Here is a 21,095-nt window from a genome sequence, read left to right as displayed (position 1 = left end):
ATTTCAAATATAACTGCTATATTTGCGTAAGTCAAGATTTATAGTAAAATATTGAAAACTAATCGCATATAATGAAATTAGATAGAAAAGATATTCTGAAGGCTTTAGAGAGCATCACTATTGCTGGAGAAGGAAAAAATATGGTTGAAAGTGGGGCAGTTAGCAACGTAATGACCTTTGGAGATGAGGTAGTTGTTGATTTAGTATTATCAACCCCTGCTTTACACATCAAGAAAAGAGCTGAAGTAGATGTAATGAAAGTGATACACGAACAAGTGTATGAAAAAGCAAAAGTAAAAGTAAATATAAAAGTTGAATCTTCTGAAAAACCAGAAATTAAAGGAAAAGCAATTCCAGGTATTAAAAATATCGTTGCGATTTCTTCTGGAAAAGGGGGGGTTGGAAAATCTACCGTTACGGCTAATATTGCTGCAAGTTTAGCTAATATGGGCTTTAGCGTTGGAGTTTTAGATGCAGATATCTATGGGCCTTCAATGCCTATTATGTTTGACGTAGAAAATGCTAAACCTATTTCAGTTGAGGTGGATGGACGTTCAAAAATGAAACCCATCACTTCTTACGGAGTAGAGCTTTTATCAATTGGATTCTTTACCAAAGCAGATCAAGCGATTATTTGGAGAGGACCAATGGCTGCCAAAGCATTAAATCAGATGATTTTTGATGCGGATTGGGGCGAATTAGACTTCTTATTATTGGATTTACCTCCAGGAACAGGTGATATTCACTTGTCTATCATGCAATCTTTACCTGTAACAGGTGCCGTTGTGGTATCTACTCCTCAAGCAGTTGCTCTTGCAGATGCGAAAAAAGGAGTATCGATGTTCAACTCAGAAAGCATCAATGTACCTGTATTGGGGATTGTTGAAAATATGGCGTACTTCACACCTGAAGAATTGCCAACTAACAAGTATTATATTTTTGGAGAAAATGGAGCAAAGAACTTGGCTGCAGACTTGCAAGTGCCATTCTTAGGAGAAGTTCCTATTGTTCAAAGTATTAGAGAAGCGGGAGATTTTGGTCGTCCAGCGGCTTTACAAAAAGATACAATCGTTGCGAAAGTGTTTGAAGAAATCAGCAGAAATGTTGTTGAACAAGTAGTAATGCGCAATGATTCCTTGCCACCTACAGAGGCAATTAAAATCACAACTATGGCTGGATGTTCAGCAGTAGGAAAAAAATAAAACCATTTCATAGATTAAATATATGGCATCAGAAACTATCAGAGAAAACGTTATGAAGGCGTTAGACGAGATTCGCCCGTTTTTGCAAACCGATGGAGGAGATATTACATTAATTGATATAGTTGATGACAAACACGTGAAAGTTCGCTTAGAAGGTGCTTGTACAGCTTGCAGTGTGAATCAAATGACATTGAGTGCAGGGGTCGAAACTACAATTAAAAAATATGCACCAGAAATCGAGACGGTAGTTAATGTTGGATAAAAATAACAAGTCAACTATCTGCTAAAGCATTGGATGTCTTTGTAGAGGGTTGACTTTTATCATTTTTAATAAACATTACAAAGGGTACCTTTGTATTAAAGAACTACATCATGATTGAAACCGATATAATTATTATTGGAGCTGGACCAACAGGTCTATTTGCTGTTTTTGAAGCAGGCTTATTAAAGTTAAAATGTCATATTATTGACGGATTGCCTCAACCAGGAGGTCAGTTAACTGAGCTTTATCCTAAAAAACCTATTTTTGATATCCCTGGATATCCTACCGTAGGAGCAGCAGAATTAATCGATAATTTAATGGAGCAAATCAAGCAATTTCAACCGGGATTCACCCTAAATGAAGTTGCTGAATCAATTGAAAAACAAGAAGACGGTACGTTTATCGTTACTACAAATAAAGGGACGAAACACCACGGAAAAGCAGTGGCTATTGCTGGAGGTTTAGGTTCATTTGAACCGCGTAAACCAGAACTAGAAAACTTGGCGTATTATGAAGATAAAGGCGTGGAGTATTTCGTGAAAAAACCAGAAATGTTCGCTGGTAAGCACATCGTAATCGCAGGTGGAGGTGACTCTGCACTAGATTGGAGTATTTACTTAGCTGATGTGGCAGAGAAAGTTTATTTAGTACATAGACGTAACGAATTCAGAGGGGCTTTAGATTCTGTAGAGAAAGTACAAGCACTGAAAGATCAAGGGAAAATTCATTTAATCACTCCAGCAGAAATCGTTGAACTTAAAGGAACAACGAGATTAGACGCTGTAGTTGTGGAATGTGATGGAGAACGTCACGATGTTCCATGTGATTATTTTATTCCTTTGTTTGGGTTAACACCTAAATTAGGTCCAATCGCAGATTGGGGATTAGAGATTGAGAAAAATGCGATTAAAGTAAATAACGCATTAGATTATCAAACGAATATTCCTGGAATTTATGCAATTGGGGATATTAATACCTACCCAGGGAAGTTGAAGTTGATTTTATGTGGATTCCACGAAGCAACTTTAATGTGTCAAAGTGTATATAATATGCTGAATCCTGGTAAGAAATACGTCTTGAAATATACGACGGTTTCGGGTATTAATGGATTTGATGGTACACGCAAGGAAGCGGAGAAAGCGGTTGTTAAATCAATTGAATAATCATGTCAGCAGATATTAAAATTACAATTATTGATAGAGAAGGTGTAGAACACGTAGTGGATGCACCAACGGATATGAGTATGAATATCATGGAGGTTGTTCGTGCCTACGAATTAGCGCCAGAAGGTACTATTGGTATTTGTGGTGGAATGGCTATGTGCGCTTCTTGTCAGTGTTATGTACACAACGCTGATGATGTGGAGTTACCAGAAATGAATCCGGATGAAGAAGCGATGCTTTGGGAGGCTTTAAATGTCAAAGATAACAGCCGTTTAGGTTGTCAAATTGGTATAGCACCAGAGCTTGAAGGGTTGATTGTAGAATTAGCTCCAGCAGAATAATCCAAAGAAAGCGTTGAATACGCTATGAACCATAAAAAAAAGCGACGTGTAAACGTCGCTTTTTTGTTTTTTATTCTTCTACTACGGTATTGCTTTTCTTTCTTTTAGCCAATTTAATGATGATTGGTAAAGTAGTGACTAACACTAAAAACAATACGATATATTCGATGTAATCTTTTAAGTTAATTCCATAGCTATCTAATAGCCAAACTTGTAGGTAGTGTCCTGCAAAGATCAATGTTGTCGCCCATAAAAATGAACTGATTACATTGTATATCATGAAACGTTTAATATCCATGCGAACAATTCCAGCAATGATAGGAGCAAATGTTCTTACAACGGGTAAAAAACGAGCAAAGATAATCGCTCTTCCACCATGTCTTTCAAAGAATACTTTTGATTCGTATAAGTATTTTTTCTTGTATATGAAGTTGTCCTTTACGTTGTAGAGGTAATTCCCGCTCTTGGCACCAAACCAATAGCCAAAGGTATTCCCGAGTATCCCGGCCAAAGCAACCAAAGTCGATAGGAGGGCTACATTTAAAAAGTCGCTTTCTATCTGAAATAATTCCTGCATTAAAGCGGTACTGTAGATACCTGCTAAGAACAGTAAACTATCTCCTGGTAGAAAGAAACCAGCAAATAAACCTGTTTCGGCAAATACAATAAAAAGTACAACGTAGATTCCAATAGAATGCCCCGCAATCTGTAAATTGATATAGAACTCAGGATTGATTAATTGTGAGATGTGAAATTCGTCCATAGTTTGTTTTTATTCTGTCTTATTGTGTTTTTTAATTCTCAGTAAGTGATGGTGTTGGGTTATTGTCGTTGTTTTCAAATTTATCAATAGAAGCTGTAGACAGCGCATTTCCTAATACGTTAGTCATACTTCTTCCCATATCACAGAAGTGGTCAATCGGTAAAATAAAAGCAATTCCTTCAGGTGGAATATTAAACATGGCACAAGTGGCTACAATGACGATTAAGGAAGCACGGGGTACACCTGCAACTCCTTTACTTGTTACCATTAATACCAATAGCATCAATATTTGATCGCCTAGTGTCATGGGCACATCGTAAATCTGTGCAATAAAGATACTGGCAAAGGTTAGGTACATCATACTTCCGTCTAAGTTAAATGAATAACCAAGAGGCAAAGTAAACGATACGATTTTTGGAGAACAACCAAATTTGTTTAACTGTTCTACCAGTTTAGGGAATACGGCCTCACTACTTGTGGTAGAGAAGGCAATCAATAAAGGCTCTTTAATTGTCTTTAACAGGCGCCAAACTTCTTTTCCGAGGATTAGGTACCCAACGAGGATTAAAACCGCCCACAGGACAATTAAACCGCTCACAAAGGCCAATAAATATTTAGCGTAGGTATAGAAGATGCTTAAACCATAAAGCGCAACAGCACTTGCAATAGCACCTAAAACCCCTAATGGAGCAGTCCACATGATGTAAGTCACCATTTTTAGTACAACTTCTGCAATGCGATCAAATAATTTGATAACGACTTTCCCTTTCTTACCTAGACTCGCCAAAGCGATACCAAAAAAGACAGCGAAAACTACAATTTGTAAGATCTCATTATGGGAAAAAGCCTCAAAAATACTTTTTGGAATTAAGTGTTCAACAAAGGATTGAAGACTTAAAGCATTTGTTTTCGTTAATAAATCGTTGGCAGAGGAGGTATTATCTAAGTTGAAATTCGCATTTGCTCCTGGCTTAAACCAGTTAACAAGGATTAGTCCAATGCCTAAGGATACCAACGAGGCTGTAATAAACCATCCCATTGCTTTCGCTCCCACTCGACCTACCATTTTCATGTCGCCCATCTTCGCAATTCCAACAACAAGTGTACAGAAAACCAAAGGGGCAATAATCATTTGAACCAATCGAATAAAGATGGTCCCTAGTAATTTAATGTTTTGTGCAAAACCGGCAATGTATTCAGGAAGTGAGTAATGGATGATACTCCCGAAAATAACACCTAAAACTAAGGCGATGATGATAGCAATAAAAAGTTTATTGTTTTTCATAGGTGAAAAAATTTGTCCGTGAAAATAGTTATTATTTTTATAATAATTCTATGTTTTAGATAAAAATAACACTTCAAATTGTAGTCCAATCTAGTTGAATCTTGATGTTTTTTTTCGATTTGTTGGATATTCTATGGATAAATTTGATGGATTTGCAGGTGAAATTGTGATTTTATCCAAGTTTTGGATGTAGACTTTCTGTCCTTGTTTAACAGTTTGAAGAAGATAAGCTTCTGTTTTAATCAAAAGAAAACAGTAAATTTACCGCTCAATAAACCTACTGAATATGAAAAAAATAGTTTTATTCGCCTTGAGTTTAGCCTGTTTCAATGTGTTTGCTCAAGATGTAATGACAAAAGAACTCTTGTGGAAATTAGGAAGAGTGAGTCCTGTGGGAATCTCAAAGGATGGAAAAAATCTTATTTATAAGGTGACTCATGCTAACGTGGAAGAAAATAGTTTTAATTCTAAAACGTATCAGATTCCATTAACAGGAGGAAAACCGGTAGCAATAGAAAGCTATAAAGAGCTAGTAAGTGATGCGACTATTTCGCCTGATGGAAAACACGTTGTATTTGATGAAGCTGTAAAAATCAACAATGTTTTAGGAAAAGATTTATATCCAACGATGCAAAAGGCGGATGCTTATGTATTTGATGGATTGGATTACAGACACTGGGATACTTGGAATGATGGAACACACAACCATGTGTTTTATGCAGCAAAAGATAATAAAGACAGCAAAATTGATATCATGCAAGGGGAACCGTATGATGCTCCACAAAAACCATTTGGTGGTGCTGAAGATTACGTATGGGCTCCTGATGGTCAATCAATTGTATATGTTTCTAAAAAGAAATTTGGAACGGATTATGCATTGAGTACAAATACAGATTTGTATCAGTATAATTTAGCGACGAAAGAAACAAAAAACTTGACAGAATCAAATGTTGGGTATGATACACATCCAACGTATTCGCCACAAGGTCATTTGACTTGGTTGCAAATGAAGCGCGATGGGTATGAGGCTGATAAGAATGACATTATCGTACGCATGGGTGATGTGGAGCAAAACTTAACAGCTAACTGGGATGGAACAGTAGATAGTTATAAGTGGAGCAAAGATGGGAGCAAAGTGTATTTCGTAGCTGCAGTTGGCGGAACAGTTCAATTGTTTGAAGTAAACTTCCCTGGATTAAAACGCATTGCACCCGTAGTTAGACAATTGACAGATGGTAACTTTGACGTTACGGGAATCGTTGGATTTGACGGAGATAAAGTGGTGTTAACTCGTACAGATTTCAACCACGCAACAGAAATTTTTTCTTATGACTTAAAGAAAAAATCATGGAATCAAATTACGAAAGTAAACGATGAAATTTATTCAAAACTTGCGTTGAGTAAAAGTGAAAAACGCATTGTAAAAACGGTAGATGGAAAAGACATGGTAACATGGGTTGTTTATCCGCCGAACTTTGATCCAAATAAAAAATACCCAACGTTATTATACGCACAAGGAGGACCACAATCTGCTTTATCTCAATTTTATTCGTTCCGTTGGAACTTCCAATTGATGGCTGCTGAAGGATATATTATCGTAGCGCCAAACCGCAGAGGTATGCCAGGACACGGGGTAGAATGGAACGAAGCAATTAGCAAAGATTGGGGTGGAAAACCAATGCAAGATTACTTGGCAGCGATTGACGATGTTGCAAAAGAAAACTATGTAGATAAGGCTCGTTTAGGAGCAATTGGAGCAAGCTATGGCGGGTATTCGGTATTCTATTTAGCAGGTATTCACGAAAATCGCTTCAAAACATTTATTTCTCACTGTGGTGTATTTGACTTAGTGAGTATGTATGGAACAACAGAAGAAGTATTCTTCCCTAATTTTGATACCGGTGGAGCATACTGGGAAAAAGACAATAAAGATGCACAAAATGCAATCCAAAACTTTAACCCAATCAATAATGTGGATAAGTGGAATACACCAATCTTGATTATCCAAGGAGGTAAAGATTACCGCGTGCCAATTGGACAAGGACAAGAGGCCTTCCAAGCAGCACAATTAAGAGGAATCAAAAGTAGATTCTTGTATTTACCAGAGGAAAATCACTGGGTAGTACAACCGCAAAACGCACAAGTTTGGCAAGGTGAATTCTTCCGTTGGTTGAAAGAAACACTATAAGTGGATTGATTATAAATCACATAAAAAAGAGAGTTGTTGATGAAGCAACTCTCTTTTTTTTATGTGTACTTGGAGCTCTTCGCAAAAAAATAAAAAGGAAGAGCAGATCAATCCAATGAAGTAGTTAGACTTGATCGTGTTGATCGTGATCCTGGTGAAGGGTTTTTCTACTAGTTTCAAGGTCATTTCTGATGTTTTTTTTATCTTTACGACTATAACAACAATTACAATGAATAAAAAAACGATCCAATCATGGGTGTTGACGGCAGTTTTATCTGTTATTACAGCGTCAACTACTGTTGCACAAGACAATCTTGTTAATGCATTAAAATTAAACGTAAGTGATAAAAGCAAGGAGCTTTTTCAGTTTAAACCAGTCGTAGATATAGAAAATACATCCATTAAAAATCAAGGATCTTCAGGAACTTGTTGGAGTTATTCTGCCAATTCTTTCATCGAATCAGAAATGATGCGTATGGGAAAACGCCCTGTAGAGCTTTCGCAAATTTATTCTGCGCGTAATGCTTATATTGAAAAAGGGAAGATGTACGTGCGCATGCAAGGTGCTGTAACCCTAGGAGATGGTGGAGCGTTTCACGATGTGATGAATATGTATCGCATGTATGGAGCGGTACCACAAGAAGTATATACAGGATTAAATTACGGAACAAAGAAAAACCAATTTGGTGAAATGGCTGCCATCCAAGAAGGGGTGTTAAAAGCAGTGGTTTCAAATCCAAATGGGAAATTAACGCCAAACTGGCAAAAAGCATATACTGCTGTTATTGATGCGTATTTAGGAGAAGCCCCAACGAAATTCAAATGGGAAGGAAAAGAATATACACCGCAAACCTTTGCAAGCGAAGTAGTAGGAATTAATCCAGATGATTATATCGAAATTGGTTCAGATATGAACTACCCATACTATGACAAATTTGTGTTATTGGTACCTGATAACTGGGCATTTGATCAAGTGTATAACGTACACGTTAATGAAATGACAGATATTATTGATTTAGCCATCAACAATGGATATACTGTAGCTTGGGGCGGAGACGTAAGCGAAAAATATTTCAGCTGGAAAAATGGTATTGCCTATGTTCCTGAAAAAGATTGGGATGACATGAATGAAGATGAGCGCAAAGAAATCTTTAATGGACCAAAACCAGAACGCAAAGTAACTGCGGAAATGCGTCAAGAGGCATTTGACAACTATTCAACAACAGATGATCACGGAATGCATATCGTTGGAATTGCAAAAGATCAACAAGGGCGTGAGTTCTATATTGTGAAAAACTCTTGGGGAATTTCAAATGACCACCAAGGCTATATGTACATGTCAAAAGAGTATGTAAAATACAAAACGACAGATTTCATGGTACATAAAGATGCTTTATCTAAAGACATGAAGAAGAAATTGAAAATCTAAAAAAAAAGAAAGCTATGGAAATTGTATTACAAGGATTAGAAAAAATGCTAGAGTCAATGTGGCAAGCGATACCCAAAATATTATTGGGGCTGGTTATATTGGGAATAGGGTCTTATTTAGTCAAACTCGTTTTAAAGTTAATTCGCAGACGTCTTGAGAAAAGAGACGTAGAATTATCCTTAAGAGGGTTTTTATTAAGTGTGGTAAAAGCTACGTTATATATCATTTTACTGATTATTGTAGCAGCAACGATGGGATTCCAAGTGGCGGGTATTGCAACTATTTTTGCTTCTGCTGGTTTGGCGATTGGTTTGGCTTTACAAGGGAGTTTGTCGAATTTTGCCGGAGGTGTTTTGGTGCTATTATTCAAGCCTTTTAAAGTAGGGGATTATATCTCCAACCCAAGTGGAACGGAAGGAACAGTAGAGCGAATTGATTTGCTTTACACGACCTTAACGGGACCAACTGGATTAAAAATATTTAGTCCGAATGGACCATTAGCAAACTCTGTCATCACAAACTATTCTGAAATTACATCCAGACGTCATGATTTTGTTGTAGGTATTGGGTATAACGAAAATATCAAAGAAGCTCAAACTATTATTTTAAATGCTTTAGCTAAACATAAAGCGGTACTTCAAACGCCTGCACCTCTTGTATTTGTTAGTCTATTAGGCGATAGTTCAGTAGATTTAAACGTGCGTACATGGATTGGTAAAGCAGATTACTGGAATACAGTTTATGAAATCCAACAGGTTGTAAAAGTGGCGTTGGATGAAGCCAATATTGAAATACCATTCCCACAACGTGATTTGCATATTGTTTCGGATAAAACGAAATAGTTTAATGGAAAGGTGAAATGAGAAAAGGGAGAGAAGATGGTGAGGCGATGAGATGGTGAGACGATGAGATAGTGAGACGATGAGAATAGTCATGAGTGACTTTCAAAATAAAAAAAGACCTCCTTGGAGGTCTTTTTTTATATTTTTAAAACGGTCAACCATATTTAGGGACGTTCACTCATAACCCATCACTCATAACTACTCAATCACGTAATCTTTATATTCTTCTGCAATCTGATCAAACAAGTTTAGTAATTCTGTAACGTCATCTGTGGTAACCAATTTCAAACGATGTGGTTTAAAACTGTGAATCCCCTTGAAGTAATTGGTATAGTGACGACGCATCTCTACAATCCCCAAGCGTTCTCCTTTCCACTCCATAGACCAAATTAAATGGTTTTTAGCAGCTTCTAAGCGATCTTTAATTGTTGGAGGGGCAAGTAGCTCTCCTGTTTGAAAATAATGCTTTATTTCGTCAAAAATCCAAGGATATCCAATCGCTGCACGACCAATCATCATGCCGTCCAATCCAAACTTTTCTTTGTATTCTAATGCCTTTTGTGGGCTATCAATATCTCCATTTCCAAAAATGGGAATTTTAATGCGTTGGTTGTTTTTGATGCGCTCAATATGCGTCCAATCTGAATGTCCTTTGTACATCTGGGCACGAGTTCTCGCATGAATTGTCAAGGCTTGTACTCCAACATCTTGTAAGCGCTCAGCTACTTCGTCAATGTTAATCGACTCTTCGTCCCAGCCCAAACGCGTTTTTACGGTAACAGGCAATGAGGTGCTAGTTACCACAGCTTTGGTTAAGCGAATCATCAAGTCAATATCTTTTAATACTCCTGCACCAGCGCCTTTAGAAACAACTTTCTTCACAGGACAGCCGAAGTTGATGTCTACTAAATCTGGGCGAACTGTTTCAACAATACGTGCGGACATCGCCATGGCTTCTTCATCACCACCAAAAATCTGAATACCAACAGGACGTTCGTAATCAAAAATATCCAATTTCATCTTGCTCTTTATTGCATCTCGAATCAATCCCTCAGAGGAGATAAATTCTGAATACATTAAATCCGCGCCGTGTTTTTTACACAAGCGACGAAAAGGAGGATCACTCACATCTTCCATAGGAGCCAAAAGAAGCGGATGATCAGGTAGTTCTATATTGCCAATTTTAATCATAATCGTTTTCGATATTTCCTGCAAAAGTACAATATTTTATTTTTTCCTCTTTTATAACTTTTTGCAGCAGATAATTGCAATCAAAAACGAATTAAAACTCAAGGATTCCGTATCTTTAAACCTTTATAGCACCAAACGACATGAGATTAAAAGCTTTTGAATTGACCCCTTTCCATATTGAATTTTCTTTTGATAAGATCAAAGAAGAGTTGATGAACTTTATTGCAAAAGAAGATGGAAATCCTTATAAAAAAGCATATTACGAAGATTTATTGTCAAGAGCGAATCAACAATTACACATTGATATTGAAGCCATTGAAGCATCATCTACAGATGGGACTGAAGTTTTAGTGAAGGAATTGTTTGATGTTATTTTTCCTTCTGCTTTATCGGATAATGAAATTAAAGCGGTTTCTATGCCCTTCCAAAACATCATGTTTAATCACACGAGGCGATTCAAACAGATTATAGAAGATGCAGGAGGGAAGTACAACGGAGAAATAAGAAATTTCGATCAAAATGAATACTATATCGCCTGTTGTTGTATCATTATGAACTACTATTTCAAGGCAACATTTGATTTGACACAACCGCTATTTATCGAATTACCGGATAAACGCGGGATTATACGATATTATCGCGTGTTGTATAATGCCGATTTTGTAGAGTTAGTTCCAAGGAAAAATGCAGTAATGCTCACGCAGAAAGATATTGAATTGCTGCAGGACAATTACGATGACTTTGAATTATGGCAGCGCTATTTTCCTCAAAAAAGTTGGAATCTCAAAGGATTTGGTTTGCTGAGTTTGGTCGATGTGACTTTTGAAAATGCACTTTCTCTTTTGAAAGAAAGTTTTTTGAAAACAGAATTGCAGCGCAAACCTTTAGGTGATTTTGTCAATCAATTGTTTAGTTCCATTTTTAAATTACCTGATTTGAAAATTGGATTAACAGTGCTTCAAGGGGATAAAACGACCCAAATGGAGCTCAAAAACGTCATGATTGTGCAGAGCTATTTGCTCAACGAAGAGCAAAGTCAAATTGTGGTCTCCGCACAAGCATACCGCCGTTTGATGATACAAAAACAATATTTTACTATTTCCGATGTGGCGGAAGAAATAAACAATGAGGAGCACCGTGAAATGTGTGTAAACTTGTTGCAAAAAGGAGTTCGAAGCTGTTTGTTTAGCCCTATCATTACCTCAACAGGGATTGAAGGGGTGCTGGAAATTGTATCGAGTAATCCACGCGATTTACACAGTGTCAATGCACAAAAATTAAATGAGCTGATGCCCATTATCTCCGAAACCATGGAACGCGTAAGAGCAGATGCCTTGAATCACATTGAGGCGATTATTCAACGTGAGTATACTACGATTCACCCAAGCGTATATTGGAAATTCTTAGAAGAGGCACAGAAAAACTACATTGACAGTGTAGCAGATAGAAACTATATCTTAACTCCTATTGTATTTCCAGATGTATTTCCGTTATATGGGGAGATTGATATCAAAGGATCCAGTCAATTGAGAAATGATGCGATTCGAAAAGATTTGCGCTCTCAATTGGATCAATTAATTTATTTGTTGGATGATTACGCCAAAGAAGTAGAAAATATTTTATTAGAGAAACACCGTTTGAAGCTGAAAGCCTATAATAAACAAGTGAAAAATCACTTTTATTCTGGACTTGAACAGCGCATTCAAACGTATATTCGAGAAGAAATACATCCTTTGTTGCAAAAGGAGAGTTATCTTTTCAATACAGAGCGATTGAATACGTATTTCGGTTATGTCGATTATGAATTGGATGTGTATTACCGCTATCGAAAAGTATTTGACAAGCAAATAGGGCGTATTAATAAATGCTATTCTGATATTTTAGATAAGCGACAAAAGGAGGCTCAGGCTGTGTATCCGCATTATTATGAGCGATTTAAAACCGATGGGGTAGAACACAATATTTACATTGGCGATTCGATTTGTCCGGATCGCGCATTTGATATTACCTATTTGCAGAATCTGAGATTGTGGCAATTACAGGTGATGGCAGAACAAATGTGCATTCATTATCGCAACAATATTCAAGATGAAATTCCAATGGATGCAACTTCCCTTATTATGGTGTATGATGCTTCCTTGAGTATTCAATTCCGCATGGATGAAAAACGCTTTGATATTGATGGATCCTACAATACACGCTATGAGATTATTAAAAAACGATTAGATAAAGCTGTCATTCAAAACTCAGAGGAACGCATTGTACAACCGAAGAGCATTGCTATTGTATTTGCCTCTCATGCAGATCGCGATGAGTACATGGCCTATATCAAGTATTTACAACAAGTAGGACTTTTGCAATCGGAGATTCAGGCTTTTGAAGTGGAAGACTTACAAGGAGTTGCAGGTCTTATTGGTCTTCGTGTTTTAGTGAATCTCGATTACAATCTGGAGGCACTGGATTATCAGCAGTTAATGGTTAATTTCCTTAGAAACCAATACCTTTAAAAGCCAATACAAAAGCAATTACGGAAGCTAATATACCTACGGTGAAAATGGTATAGGTAATACGCAATAAGGTGTATTTTCTATTCAGCACTTTACCAAGGTAGTATAAATCAGTCGTCAAGGCCTCGTAAATATTTTCTTCTTTGCGAATTAAGTCTCTCAAGGTTTTGTAGTACTGATCTAATGGCATTTTGTGAAATGAGCCAAAGAACAGTAAATTGACCGTGTGATTATCAAGCTCTTCTTGTGAAAAAGTACCTGTAGTTACTTTAGGTCTTGTAGACATAATAGCAAAAATAATAGTGGCTACACTAAAGAAAACCAGCGTAAAAGTAGGTCCAATTAAATGCGCATTAGAAGGGCTATCTAACTTTGGAATTAAAGTAGACAAGCAAATCGAAATAATGATAGCATTGACTGAAAGTAAAATATTCGCTTTTCGATCAGCAATGGCACTCAATTGGGTGTGATTGCGCAAGGTGGTGCGAAATAACGTATCAATAGATCTAAAATGTTCTTTTTTATTGGCTTTCTTCTTTTTCTTTTTGTCTTTCTCAATACGGTCAGAAATACTGAAAATATTCTGTTGTTTTTTCGGTTGCCAGTACTGACGAGCATAGTCTGTATAAAAACGATGTTTATACAATAAGAAATTTAAATTTTGTTGATTCCATTCCTCTTGAGAATAGTTGAGATTACACGTACACGTCATTTCTTGTAGTAATAAATCGCTGATTTCAATGTAATCACTATCTGCAAGATGAGAGAAATCCGCATCTTTAATGATGCATTCTAAAAGATTGGATGGGGTATGTTCTAATTTAGTAGCTAGAATTAAGGTTTTGATACTTTCAATGTCTTCTGTTTCAATTCCTTGTTCTTGTAAGAAGGCTTCAGCAATTAGGGCTCCATTTTTTTCGTGTTCTGTACAAGATTGTATATAGCCAATATCGTGAAACCAAGCAGCATACCTTAAGTTTAAGGCATCTCTTTCACTTACAACTACATTTTGTAATATTTCCTCTAAACCATTCACTACGCGTGTAGTATGTTGGAAATTATGGTAGGTATATTGTCGTGATAATGTATCTTTGTATAGTTGAAAGATATATTCTTCAACTTTTTGTAAAATAGTCATAGCAACCCTCTTTTGATGTCTAAAAATATGAAATTATTTAGTCAAAATCCCGATAAGCGCATAAAAATTAAGCCCGTGGCTTATTTTCTTCTTTTGATCTTCTCGTATTCTTGTGCAACATTAAGCCCTCAACAGCGAGGGAATAATATTGCTAGTGCAGAGATAGAACGCAAGAATAGTGTTGAAATTGCCCATACCTATTATTTTGTTGGTGGTTTACTAGCTGCAAAATCGCAAGAAGAACAAGCCCATCTAGAACAGTTGACTCAAGTATTTAAACAGGCCGATAAAAAATCGACCTTGGTTTTGTTAGGAGATAATATACAAAAAAAACAGCTCAAAAACGAAGAAGATGCACAGTTGCGTACTGCCGTGGATTGGGCAAAACAATTTAGGGGAGAAACTGTTTTTATCAATGGAGAAGCCGAATGGAAAAAAGGATATGAGGGAATCAAAGATATCTCCAAGTATTTGACTGCTAATTTAGAAGATAAAAAAGCACTATTGCCGCGTAAAGTTTGTGGATTCGAACGATTGAAAATCAACGATGAAACCGTATTAATTGTGGTAGATAGCCAATGGTATTTGGAAAACTGGGATCAACAACCCAATATGAATGAGGACTGCGACATCAAAACTAGGGAAGATTTCTTTGATGAATTAAGAGGAGAAATCAATAAAAACCAAAATAGAATCGTGGTTTTAGCACTGCATCATCCAGTGTATAGTACAGGAAATCACGGAGGATACTTTTCTTTACAAGATCATTTATATCCTTTTGAAAAGAAGATCCCTTTGCCTGTTCTAGGTTCATTGATTAATTATACGCGTGCTGTTTCGGGAATTAATACGCAAGATTTGCAAAGTAAAAAGTATAATGCCTTGAACAAACGCTTGCAAACAATGGCGCAAATGTATGACAATGTTGTACTCGTTTCGGGACATGAACGAAATATGCAATACCACGAAAAAGAAGGGGTAAAGCAGATTGTTAGTGGGGCTTTAGGGGATTTATCTCCAGCAAGAGCGATTGAGAAAGGCAGTTTTTCTGCTGGACAATTAGGCTATGCTGCTTTGGAAATAGGTGTGGATAAAAATGCAGTTGTACGTTTTCATGCTTTCGAAAATGGGCAACATACACCAATTTGGGAACAGCAAATTTTTCAACCAGAACAAGAAGTAACTACTTCTTTTGGCGCACCAACTATGGAAGCAAAAGTAACCAGTGTTTATCCCGAAAAATGGACACAAAAAAGTGGTTTTTATCGTTTTCTGTGGGGAGATCACTATCGTTCAACTTATGGACAATCAATCCTGGCACCTATTGGAAATTTGGACTCGCTTAAAGGAGGCTTAAAACCATTAATCTCAGGGGGAGGAAATCAATCGCTATCGCTGCGTTTAGAAGATAAAAATGGGACACAATATGTGATGCGTGGCGTGCGAAAAAGTGTTTCGCGCTTTTTACAAACCGCCGTATTCCGAGATAATTATGTAATGGATTCGTTTGACGATACATGGGCGGAAGGCTTTATCTATGATTTTTATACCACAGCACATCCTTATACACCTTTCATCATAGGTGATTTATCGTCTAAAGTGGGTATTTATCACACCAATCCAGAGCTGTACTATATTCCAAAACAACAGGCACTAGGTGCGTTTAATGGCAAATATGGAGATGAATTGTATATGATTGAAGAGCGTCCGAGTGAAGGTCATGAAGAAGAAAGTTTTGGAAATGCAGCAAAGATTATCAGTACAACGGATGTAATTGCTAATTTGAGAAAAGATGAGAAATATGCGATAGATGAATCCATGTATCTGCGTGCTCGAATTTTTGATATGCTCATTGGGGATTGGGATCGACATGGAGATCAGTGGAGATGGTCTGAGTTCAAAGAAGGGGATAAAGTCATTTATCGCCCAGTACCTCGAGATCGAGATCAGGCATTTGCTAAAATTGATGGTGCTTTATTATCGCTGATTAAAAAGTTACCTATGTTGCGTCACATGCAAAATTACACGACTGATTTTGCTCATCCGCGTTGGATCAATCATACGGCATTTCCGCTGGATCAATACTTGTTGAAGTCAACAACGGAAGAAGATTGGGTAGAGCAAGCGACGTCAATTGTACAGGATTTAGATGATGAAAGTATTGAAAATATTTTTGCCAAATTGCCTAAAGAAGTACAGGGAAAAGATGTGGAACACATCAAGTATGTGTTGAAAGAACGCAAGAAAAAAATAGCGGATTTTGTGCCAAAATATTACCGTGAATTGCGCAAATACGTGATGCTGTCTGGAACTGATAAAAAAGATACTTTTAAAGTGAATCGCAACCAAGATGGAAGCGTTCACTTGGTTCAATTAAGAGATAAAAAATCAGGACAAGAAACAGTCTTTGAAAAGACGTATGACCCAAAAGAGACCAAGGAAATTTGGATTTATGGGTTGAATGATGAAGATACCTTCCTCGTGCAAGGAGATGAAAAAGCAAAAATTAAGTTGCGCTTAATTGGAGGAAAAAACAAAGATACGTTCCAAATTGAAAACAGTAAAAAAGTAGTTGTTTACGATTATGCTGATAAGCAAAATGAATTAACGCAGGTGGGTAAAAAAACGAAACACTATTTTACCAACCGCTATGATTTAAATAATTTCAATTACGAGAAACTGCCATTAACGGTGAATATGTTATTGCCCAATGTTGGTTATAACCCCGAAGATGGAGTGAAGTTAGGTTTTTTATATTCGTCTAAACGTTCAAATTTCGTTCAAGACCCTTATGCTGCTAAACACACAATTAAAGGGTTTTATTCGTTTAATACCAAAGGGGTAGAGGCAGAATATGCAGGGCATTTCCCGAATGCAACAAACAACTGGGGGTTCACCTTAAACGCAAAAGCTACGAGCCCTAATTTCGCTGTGAATTACTATGGCATAGGAAACGAAACGCATTATTTTGACAAAGAAATGGGGGATGAATATAAGCGAGTGAGAATCCAAAGTTATGCAATAGCACCAGGATATAAATTTCAAGGAAAAAATGGAGATTCGTTTGAATTCAATGTAGAGTATAAAGCGATGAAGGTACAAGATAAAGCCAATCGTTTCATTACGAGTAGCCCGGATTTAGTCGATCAAAAGGTATTTGACTTCCAACAATACGGAACCATTCAGGCAACCTATGATTTCCAACAGTACAACAACGCCGCAAATCCAACCAAAGGTTTTGCTTTCTATACCACAGTGGGTTGGAGAACGAATTTAGAAGATAGTAAGCAAAACTTCCCGTTCTTAGATGCGAAAGTAAGTTTTGCTCATTATTTAGAGCGCAGTGAGCGTTTAATCCTGGCGACGAATTTTACCTATCAAACGAGATTGAATTCTAATTATGACTTCTACCACGGAGCAACTATTGGTGGAAATACTAATTTAAGAGGATTTAGACCCGAACGTTTTACAGGAAAAACATCGTTTGTGCAAACGACTGATTTGCGCTTTAATGCAGGGCAGTTTACGGCTGGATTTATTCCAATGTCCTATGGCTTATATGCAGGTTTTGATTATGGACGAGTATGGACCCCAGAAGAAAGTTCTTCCAAATGGCACAATGCATACGGAGCAGGATTATGGGTAAATGCAATCGAACAAGCAACGCTACATTGCTCGTATTTTTACAGTAAAGATGGAGGCCGATTTGTCTTTGGCCTAGGGTTTGGGTTTTAATTGATTCAAGTCTAACTTGTAAATTTTACCACCCGATTTCTTTTTTACTTCATCGGAAATATATAAGGTGCTGTCATCTCCAAAGGTGACAGCTTCTTTTTGGGTGTCATGGTGTAATTTGTGTTCTTCAATTTTACCATCTAAAATAGCATTGGGATTGAAGTTGTCAATCACCCAAAGTTTGGTATGAGATAGTAATACAAATGTCTTTTGATCTGGACTAATCGCAGCTCCTGTAATAGCACAATGCTTATACACATTACAACCTCTAAAGGTTTGTACGTACTCCGCTTGATGATGCCCTGCTACATTGGGGATTTTATATACCAAGGAAGTACCGTCAAAGGCTTTACTTCTATTTTTGGTAAAGAGATAAAAGTGATCATCGTAGAAAAAGAAAGCTTCTGCATCGTAGAATAGCTCCGTTGTTTTAGGAGGGAATTCTTTTTGCTCTGGATAGTCAAAGGTGATGACATATGCAGCTTCCGTTTCCTCATTTTGAAGTTGATCTTTGTTGATTTTGATAATCTGTAAGTTTTTTCGGGTGTTTTTGTTATTGCCAAAATCACCAATGTATAAATTACCTGCCGGATCAGAAGCCAATTCTTCCCAATCGTTATTTTTTTGATTTTTCACTTTCAGGGTATGCATCACATGACCTAAGGAATCAATCTGATATAATTCGCTTTTGTTTCCACTGTCTTGAAGTACCCAAAAAGAATGGGATTGAGCGTCGTAAGACATGCCTGAAACTTCTTTTAAATAGGGCGGAAGTATTGCGAAATCTTGTACAAGATCACTCTTTTGACTACAGCTTACAAAAGAAGAAAAGACGAATAAAAGGGCAGGGAAATATTTTTTCATGTTAGCGTAAATTTTTGTACTCTAAATTACGGAAAAACTTTATAGTAAACGAATGAACTAGCGGGATTATTGTCGCTAGATAAAAGAGATTTTTGGAAGCAGATAAAGGGATTCGTTCCAAGGATATTGCAAATGGTAAAAAAAACGTATAATTTCTCGTGATTAAAAGTGAATATCGCGTCAAAAAATTCAAACTTTAAAGTATATTTGCAAAATATAGGTGTATTGTTTGTAATTGAAATAAAACGAAAGCCTTACAACTTAGATCAGGGGGTTAAGAAGTCCTATTTCTTCTGACTTTTTTACTTTATTGATCTTATAATAATGGATATAACCAAGATGAAGAACATTAGAAACTTTTGTATTATTGCTCACATTGACCATGGTAAGAGTACGTTAGCAGATCGTTTGTTAGATGCTACACAAACGGTAACTGCGCGTGAGCAACAAAATCAGCTTTTGGACAGTATGGATTTGGAGCGTGAAAGAGGGATTACAATTAAATCTCATGCCATCCAAATGGAGTACGTATACAAAGGCGAAAAATATATATTAAACTTAATTGACACACCAGGACACGTAGATTTCTCTTACGAAGTTTCTAGATCTATTGCGGCTTGTGAAGGTGCGTTATTAATTGTTGATGCGGCTCAAAGTATTCAGGCACAAACGATTTCAAATCTTTATTTAGCATTAGAGAATGATTTAACGATTATTCCTGTTTTAAATAAAATTGACTTACCAAGTGCAAATCCTGAAGAAGTAAGTGATGATATTGTAAACCTATTAGGTTGTGATTATGAAGAAATTATTCCTGCTTCTGGTAAAACAGGATTAGGAGTTGAAGATATATTAGCAGCAATTATTGAAAGAGTTCCTGCGCCAAAAGGAAATGTAGAAGAACCTCTACAAGCGTTGATTTTCGATTCAGTATACAATCCATTTAGAGGGATTGAAGTAATCTTCCGTGTGATTAATGGAAAAATTACAAAGGGTCAGAAAATTAAGTTCATGGCTACTGGTAAAGAATACTTTGCTGATGAAATTGGTACGTTGAAATTAAATCAAGTACCGAAACAAGAAATCTCAAGTGGTGACGTAGGTTATTTAATTTCAGGAATTAAAGAAGCCAAAGAAGTGAAAGTAGGGGATACCCTTACAGATGCGAAGGTGCCAACTCAAAATATGATTGAGGGATTTGAAAACGTAAAACCAATGGTATTCGCAGGGATTTATCCTGTAGATACAGAGGATTATGAAGAATTGCGTAACTCGATGGAGAAATTGCAATTGAACGATGCTTCTTTGGTTTTTGCGGCTGAGAGTTCTGCGGCTTTAGGATTTGGTTTCCGTTGTGGATTCTTAGGAATGTTACACATGGAGATTATCCAGGAGCGTTTAGAGCGTGAGTTCAATATGACGGTAATTACAACGGTTCCCAACGTATCGTATTTAGCGTATACGAAGAAGAACCCAGAAACACCAATCGTGGTAAATAACCCGTCAGATTTACCAGAACCATCAAAATTAGAACGAGTAGAAGAGCCTTATATCAAAGCAACTATTATTACAAAATCGGACTTCGTTGGACCAGTAATGAGTTTGTGTATTGAGAAACGCGGAATCATCACCAACCAAACCTATTTAACAGAAGACCGTGTAGAGTTGATGTTTGATATGCCTTTGGCTGAGATTGTATTCGACTTCTATGATCGTTTGAAAACGGTTTCTAAAGGATATGCTTCTTTTGACTATTCACCAATTGGAATGCGTACATCAAACTTAGTAAAAGTAGACGTGATGTTGAATGCAAACGTAGTGGATGCACTTTCTGCTTTAATGCACGCAGATAATGCATATCACATTGGAAAGAAAATGTGTGAGAAATTAAAAGAATTAATCCCACGTCAACAGTTTGATATTCCTATTCAAGCGGCTATTGGTGTAAAAGTTATTGCACGTGAAACAGTAAAAGCGTTGCGTAAAGACGTTACAGCCAAATGTTATGGAGGGGATATTTCTCGTAAACGTAAATTACTAGAAAAACAAAAAGCAGGAAAGAAACGTATGCGCCAAGTAGGTAACGTAGAAATCCCGCAAGAAGCTTTTATGGCTGTATTAAAATTAAACGACTAAAACGATTATTCGTTCGATATAAAGACTATCTCAACTTGAGATAGTCTTT

The 21,095-nt window shown here is 36.8% G+C and carries 15 protein-coding genes; 10 read left to right on the top strand and 5 right to left on the bottom strand.

Going from position 1 to position 21,095, the window contains the following annotated elements:
• The first annotated feature begins 71 nt into the window (after positions 1 to 71).
• The 4 genes from AWV75_RS13225 (at position 72) to AWV75_RS13210 (ending at position 2,968) form a co-directional block, all read left to right on the top strand.
• Positions 72 to 1,202, top strand: coding sequence for an Mrp/NBP35 family ATP-binding protein (locus tag AWV75_RS13225; RefSeq protein ID WP_060874827.1), 1,131 nt, complete (start codon positions 72 to 74; stop codon positions 1,200 to 1,202).
• 22 nt (positions 1,203 to 1,224) lie between these two features.
• Entirely contained in the window at positions 1,225 to 1,464 is a 240-nt protein-coding gene (locus AWV75_RS13220) for a NifU family protein (RefSeq protein ID WP_002987908.1), read from the top strand.
• A gap of 110 nt (positions 1,465 to 1,574) precedes the next feature.
• A complete protein-coding gene (locus AWV75_RS13215; RefSeq protein WP_060874826.1) occupies positions 1,575 to 2,627 on the top strand; it encodes an NAD(P)/FAD-dependent oxidoreductase in 1,053 nt (350 codons plus the stop codon).
• Between the two features lie 2 nt (positions 2,628 to 2,629).
• Positions 2,630 to 2,968, top strand: coding sequence for a hypothetical protein (locus tag AWV75_RS13210; RefSeq protein WP_002987904.1), 339 nt, complete (start codon positions 2,630 to 2,632; stop codon positions 2,966 to 2,968).
• Between the two features lie 70 nt (positions 2,969 to 3,038).
• Here AWV75_RS13210 and AWV75_RS13205 read toward each other — a convergent pair whose 3' ends face one another.
• Both AWV75_RS13205 and AWV75_RS13200 read right to left on the bottom strand, forming a co-directional pair.
• Complete coding sequence (locus AWV75_RS13205; protein WP_060874825.1) at positions 3,039 to 3,731, bottom strand: DedA family protein; 693 nt, start codon at positions 3,729 to 3,731, stop codon at positions 3,039 to 3,041.
• Between the two features lie 31 nt (positions 3,732 to 3,762).
• On the bottom strand, positions 3,763 to 5,016 hold the full coding sequence (locus AWV75_RS13200; protein WP_060874824.1) for a dicarboxylate/amino acid:cation symporter: 1,254 nt from the start codon (positions 5,014 to 5,016) through the stop codon (positions 3,763 to 3,765).
• Positions 5,017 to 5,302: 286 nt separating this feature from the next.
• Between AWV75_RS13200 and AWV75_RS13195 the strand changes: the two genes are divergently transcribed.
• From AWV75_RS13195 to AWV75_RS13185, 3 genes are all read left to right on the top strand, one after another.
• Positions 5,303 to 7,204, top strand: coding sequence for a S9 family peptidase (locus AWV75_RS13195; protein WP_060874823.1), 1,902 nt, complete (start codon positions 5,303 to 5,305; stop codon positions 7,202 to 7,204).
• Positions 7,205 to 7,433: 229 nt separating this feature from the next.
• The gene (locus AWV75_RS13190) at positions 7,434 to 8,633 is read left to right on the top strand and encodes an aminopeptidase C (RefSeq protein WP_197429583.1); all 1,200 of its coding nucleotides are present in this window, start codon (positions 7,434 to 7,436) and stop codon (positions 8,631 to 8,633) included.
• Between the two features lie 14 nt (positions 8,634 to 8,647).
• Positions 8,648 to 9,475, top strand: a complete 828-nt coding sequence (locus AWV75_RS13185) for a mechanosensitive ion channel family protein (RefSeq protein ID WP_060874822.1) — start codon at positions 8,648 to 8,650, stop codon at positions 9,473 to 9,475.
• A 198-nt stretch (positions 9,476 to 9,673) separates the two neighbouring features.
• On the opposite strand, the gene dusB is transcribed toward AWV75_RS13185, so the two are convergent.
• Complete coding sequence (gene dusB, locus AWV75_RS13180; protein ID WP_060874821.1) at positions 9,674 to 10,666, bottom strand: tRNA dihydrouridine synthase DusB; 993 nt, start codon at positions 10,664 to 10,666, stop codon at positions 9,674 to 9,676.
• 140 nt (positions 10,667 to 10,806) lie between these two features.
• Here dusB and AWV75_RS13175 point away from each other — a divergent pair, with 140 nt between their 5' ends.
• Positions 10,807 to 13,173, top strand: a complete 2,367-nt coding sequence (locus AWV75_RS13175) for a hypothetical protein (RefSeq protein ID WP_060874820.1) — start codon at positions 10,807 to 10,809, stop codon at positions 13,171 to 13,173.
• Here AWV75_RS13175 and AWV75_RS13170 read toward each other — a convergent pair.
• Positions 13,154 to 14,311, bottom strand: a complete 1,158-nt coding sequence (locus tag AWV75_RS13170) for a Pycsar system effector family protein (RefSeq protein ID WP_060874819.1) — start codon at positions 14,309 to 14,311, stop codon at positions 13,154 to 13,156. The genes AWV75_RS13175 and AWV75_RS13170 overlap by 20 nt on opposite strands.
• Before the next feature lie 27 nt (positions 14,312 to 14,338).
• Here AWV75_RS13170 and AWV75_RS13165 point away from each other — a divergent pair, with 27 nt between their 5' ends.
• Entirely contained in the window at positions 14,339 to 18,046 is a 3,708-nt protein-coding gene (locus tag AWV75_RS13165; RefSeq protein ID WP_060874851.1) for a metallophosphoesterase, read from the top strand.
• Here the strand turns inward: AWV75_RS13165 and AWV75_RS13160 are convergent.
• Positions 18,029 to 18,910, bottom strand: coding sequence for a hypothetical protein (locus AWV75_RS13160; RefSeq protein ID WP_060874818.1), 882 nt, complete (start codon positions 18,908 to 18,910; stop codon positions 18,029 to 18,031). The genes AWV75_RS13165 and AWV75_RS13160 overlap by 18 nt on opposite strands.
• A gap of 339 nt (positions 18,911 to 19,249) precedes the next feature.
• On the opposite strand from AWV75_RS13160, the gene lepA reads away from it, so the two are divergent.
• Positions 19,250 to 21,046 carry a translation elongation factor 4 gene (lepA, locus tag AWV75_RS13155; RefSeq protein WP_060874850.1) on the top strand — a complete coding sequence of 599 codons (1,797 nt, stop codon included), beginning with the start codon at positions 19,250 to 19,252 and terminating at the stop codon, positions 21,044 to 21,046.
• The last annotated feature ends 49 nt before the right edge of the window (positions 21,047 to 21,095 follow it).

The organism is Myroides odoratus (assembly GCF_001549985.1).
In the GTDB taxonomy this organism is placed as follows: domain Bacteria; phylum Bacteroidota; class Bacteroidia; order Flavobacteriales; family Flavobacteriaceae; genus Flavobacterium; species Flavobacterium odoratum_A.
This window is presented reverse-complemented; position numbering and strand designations above follow the sequence as displayed.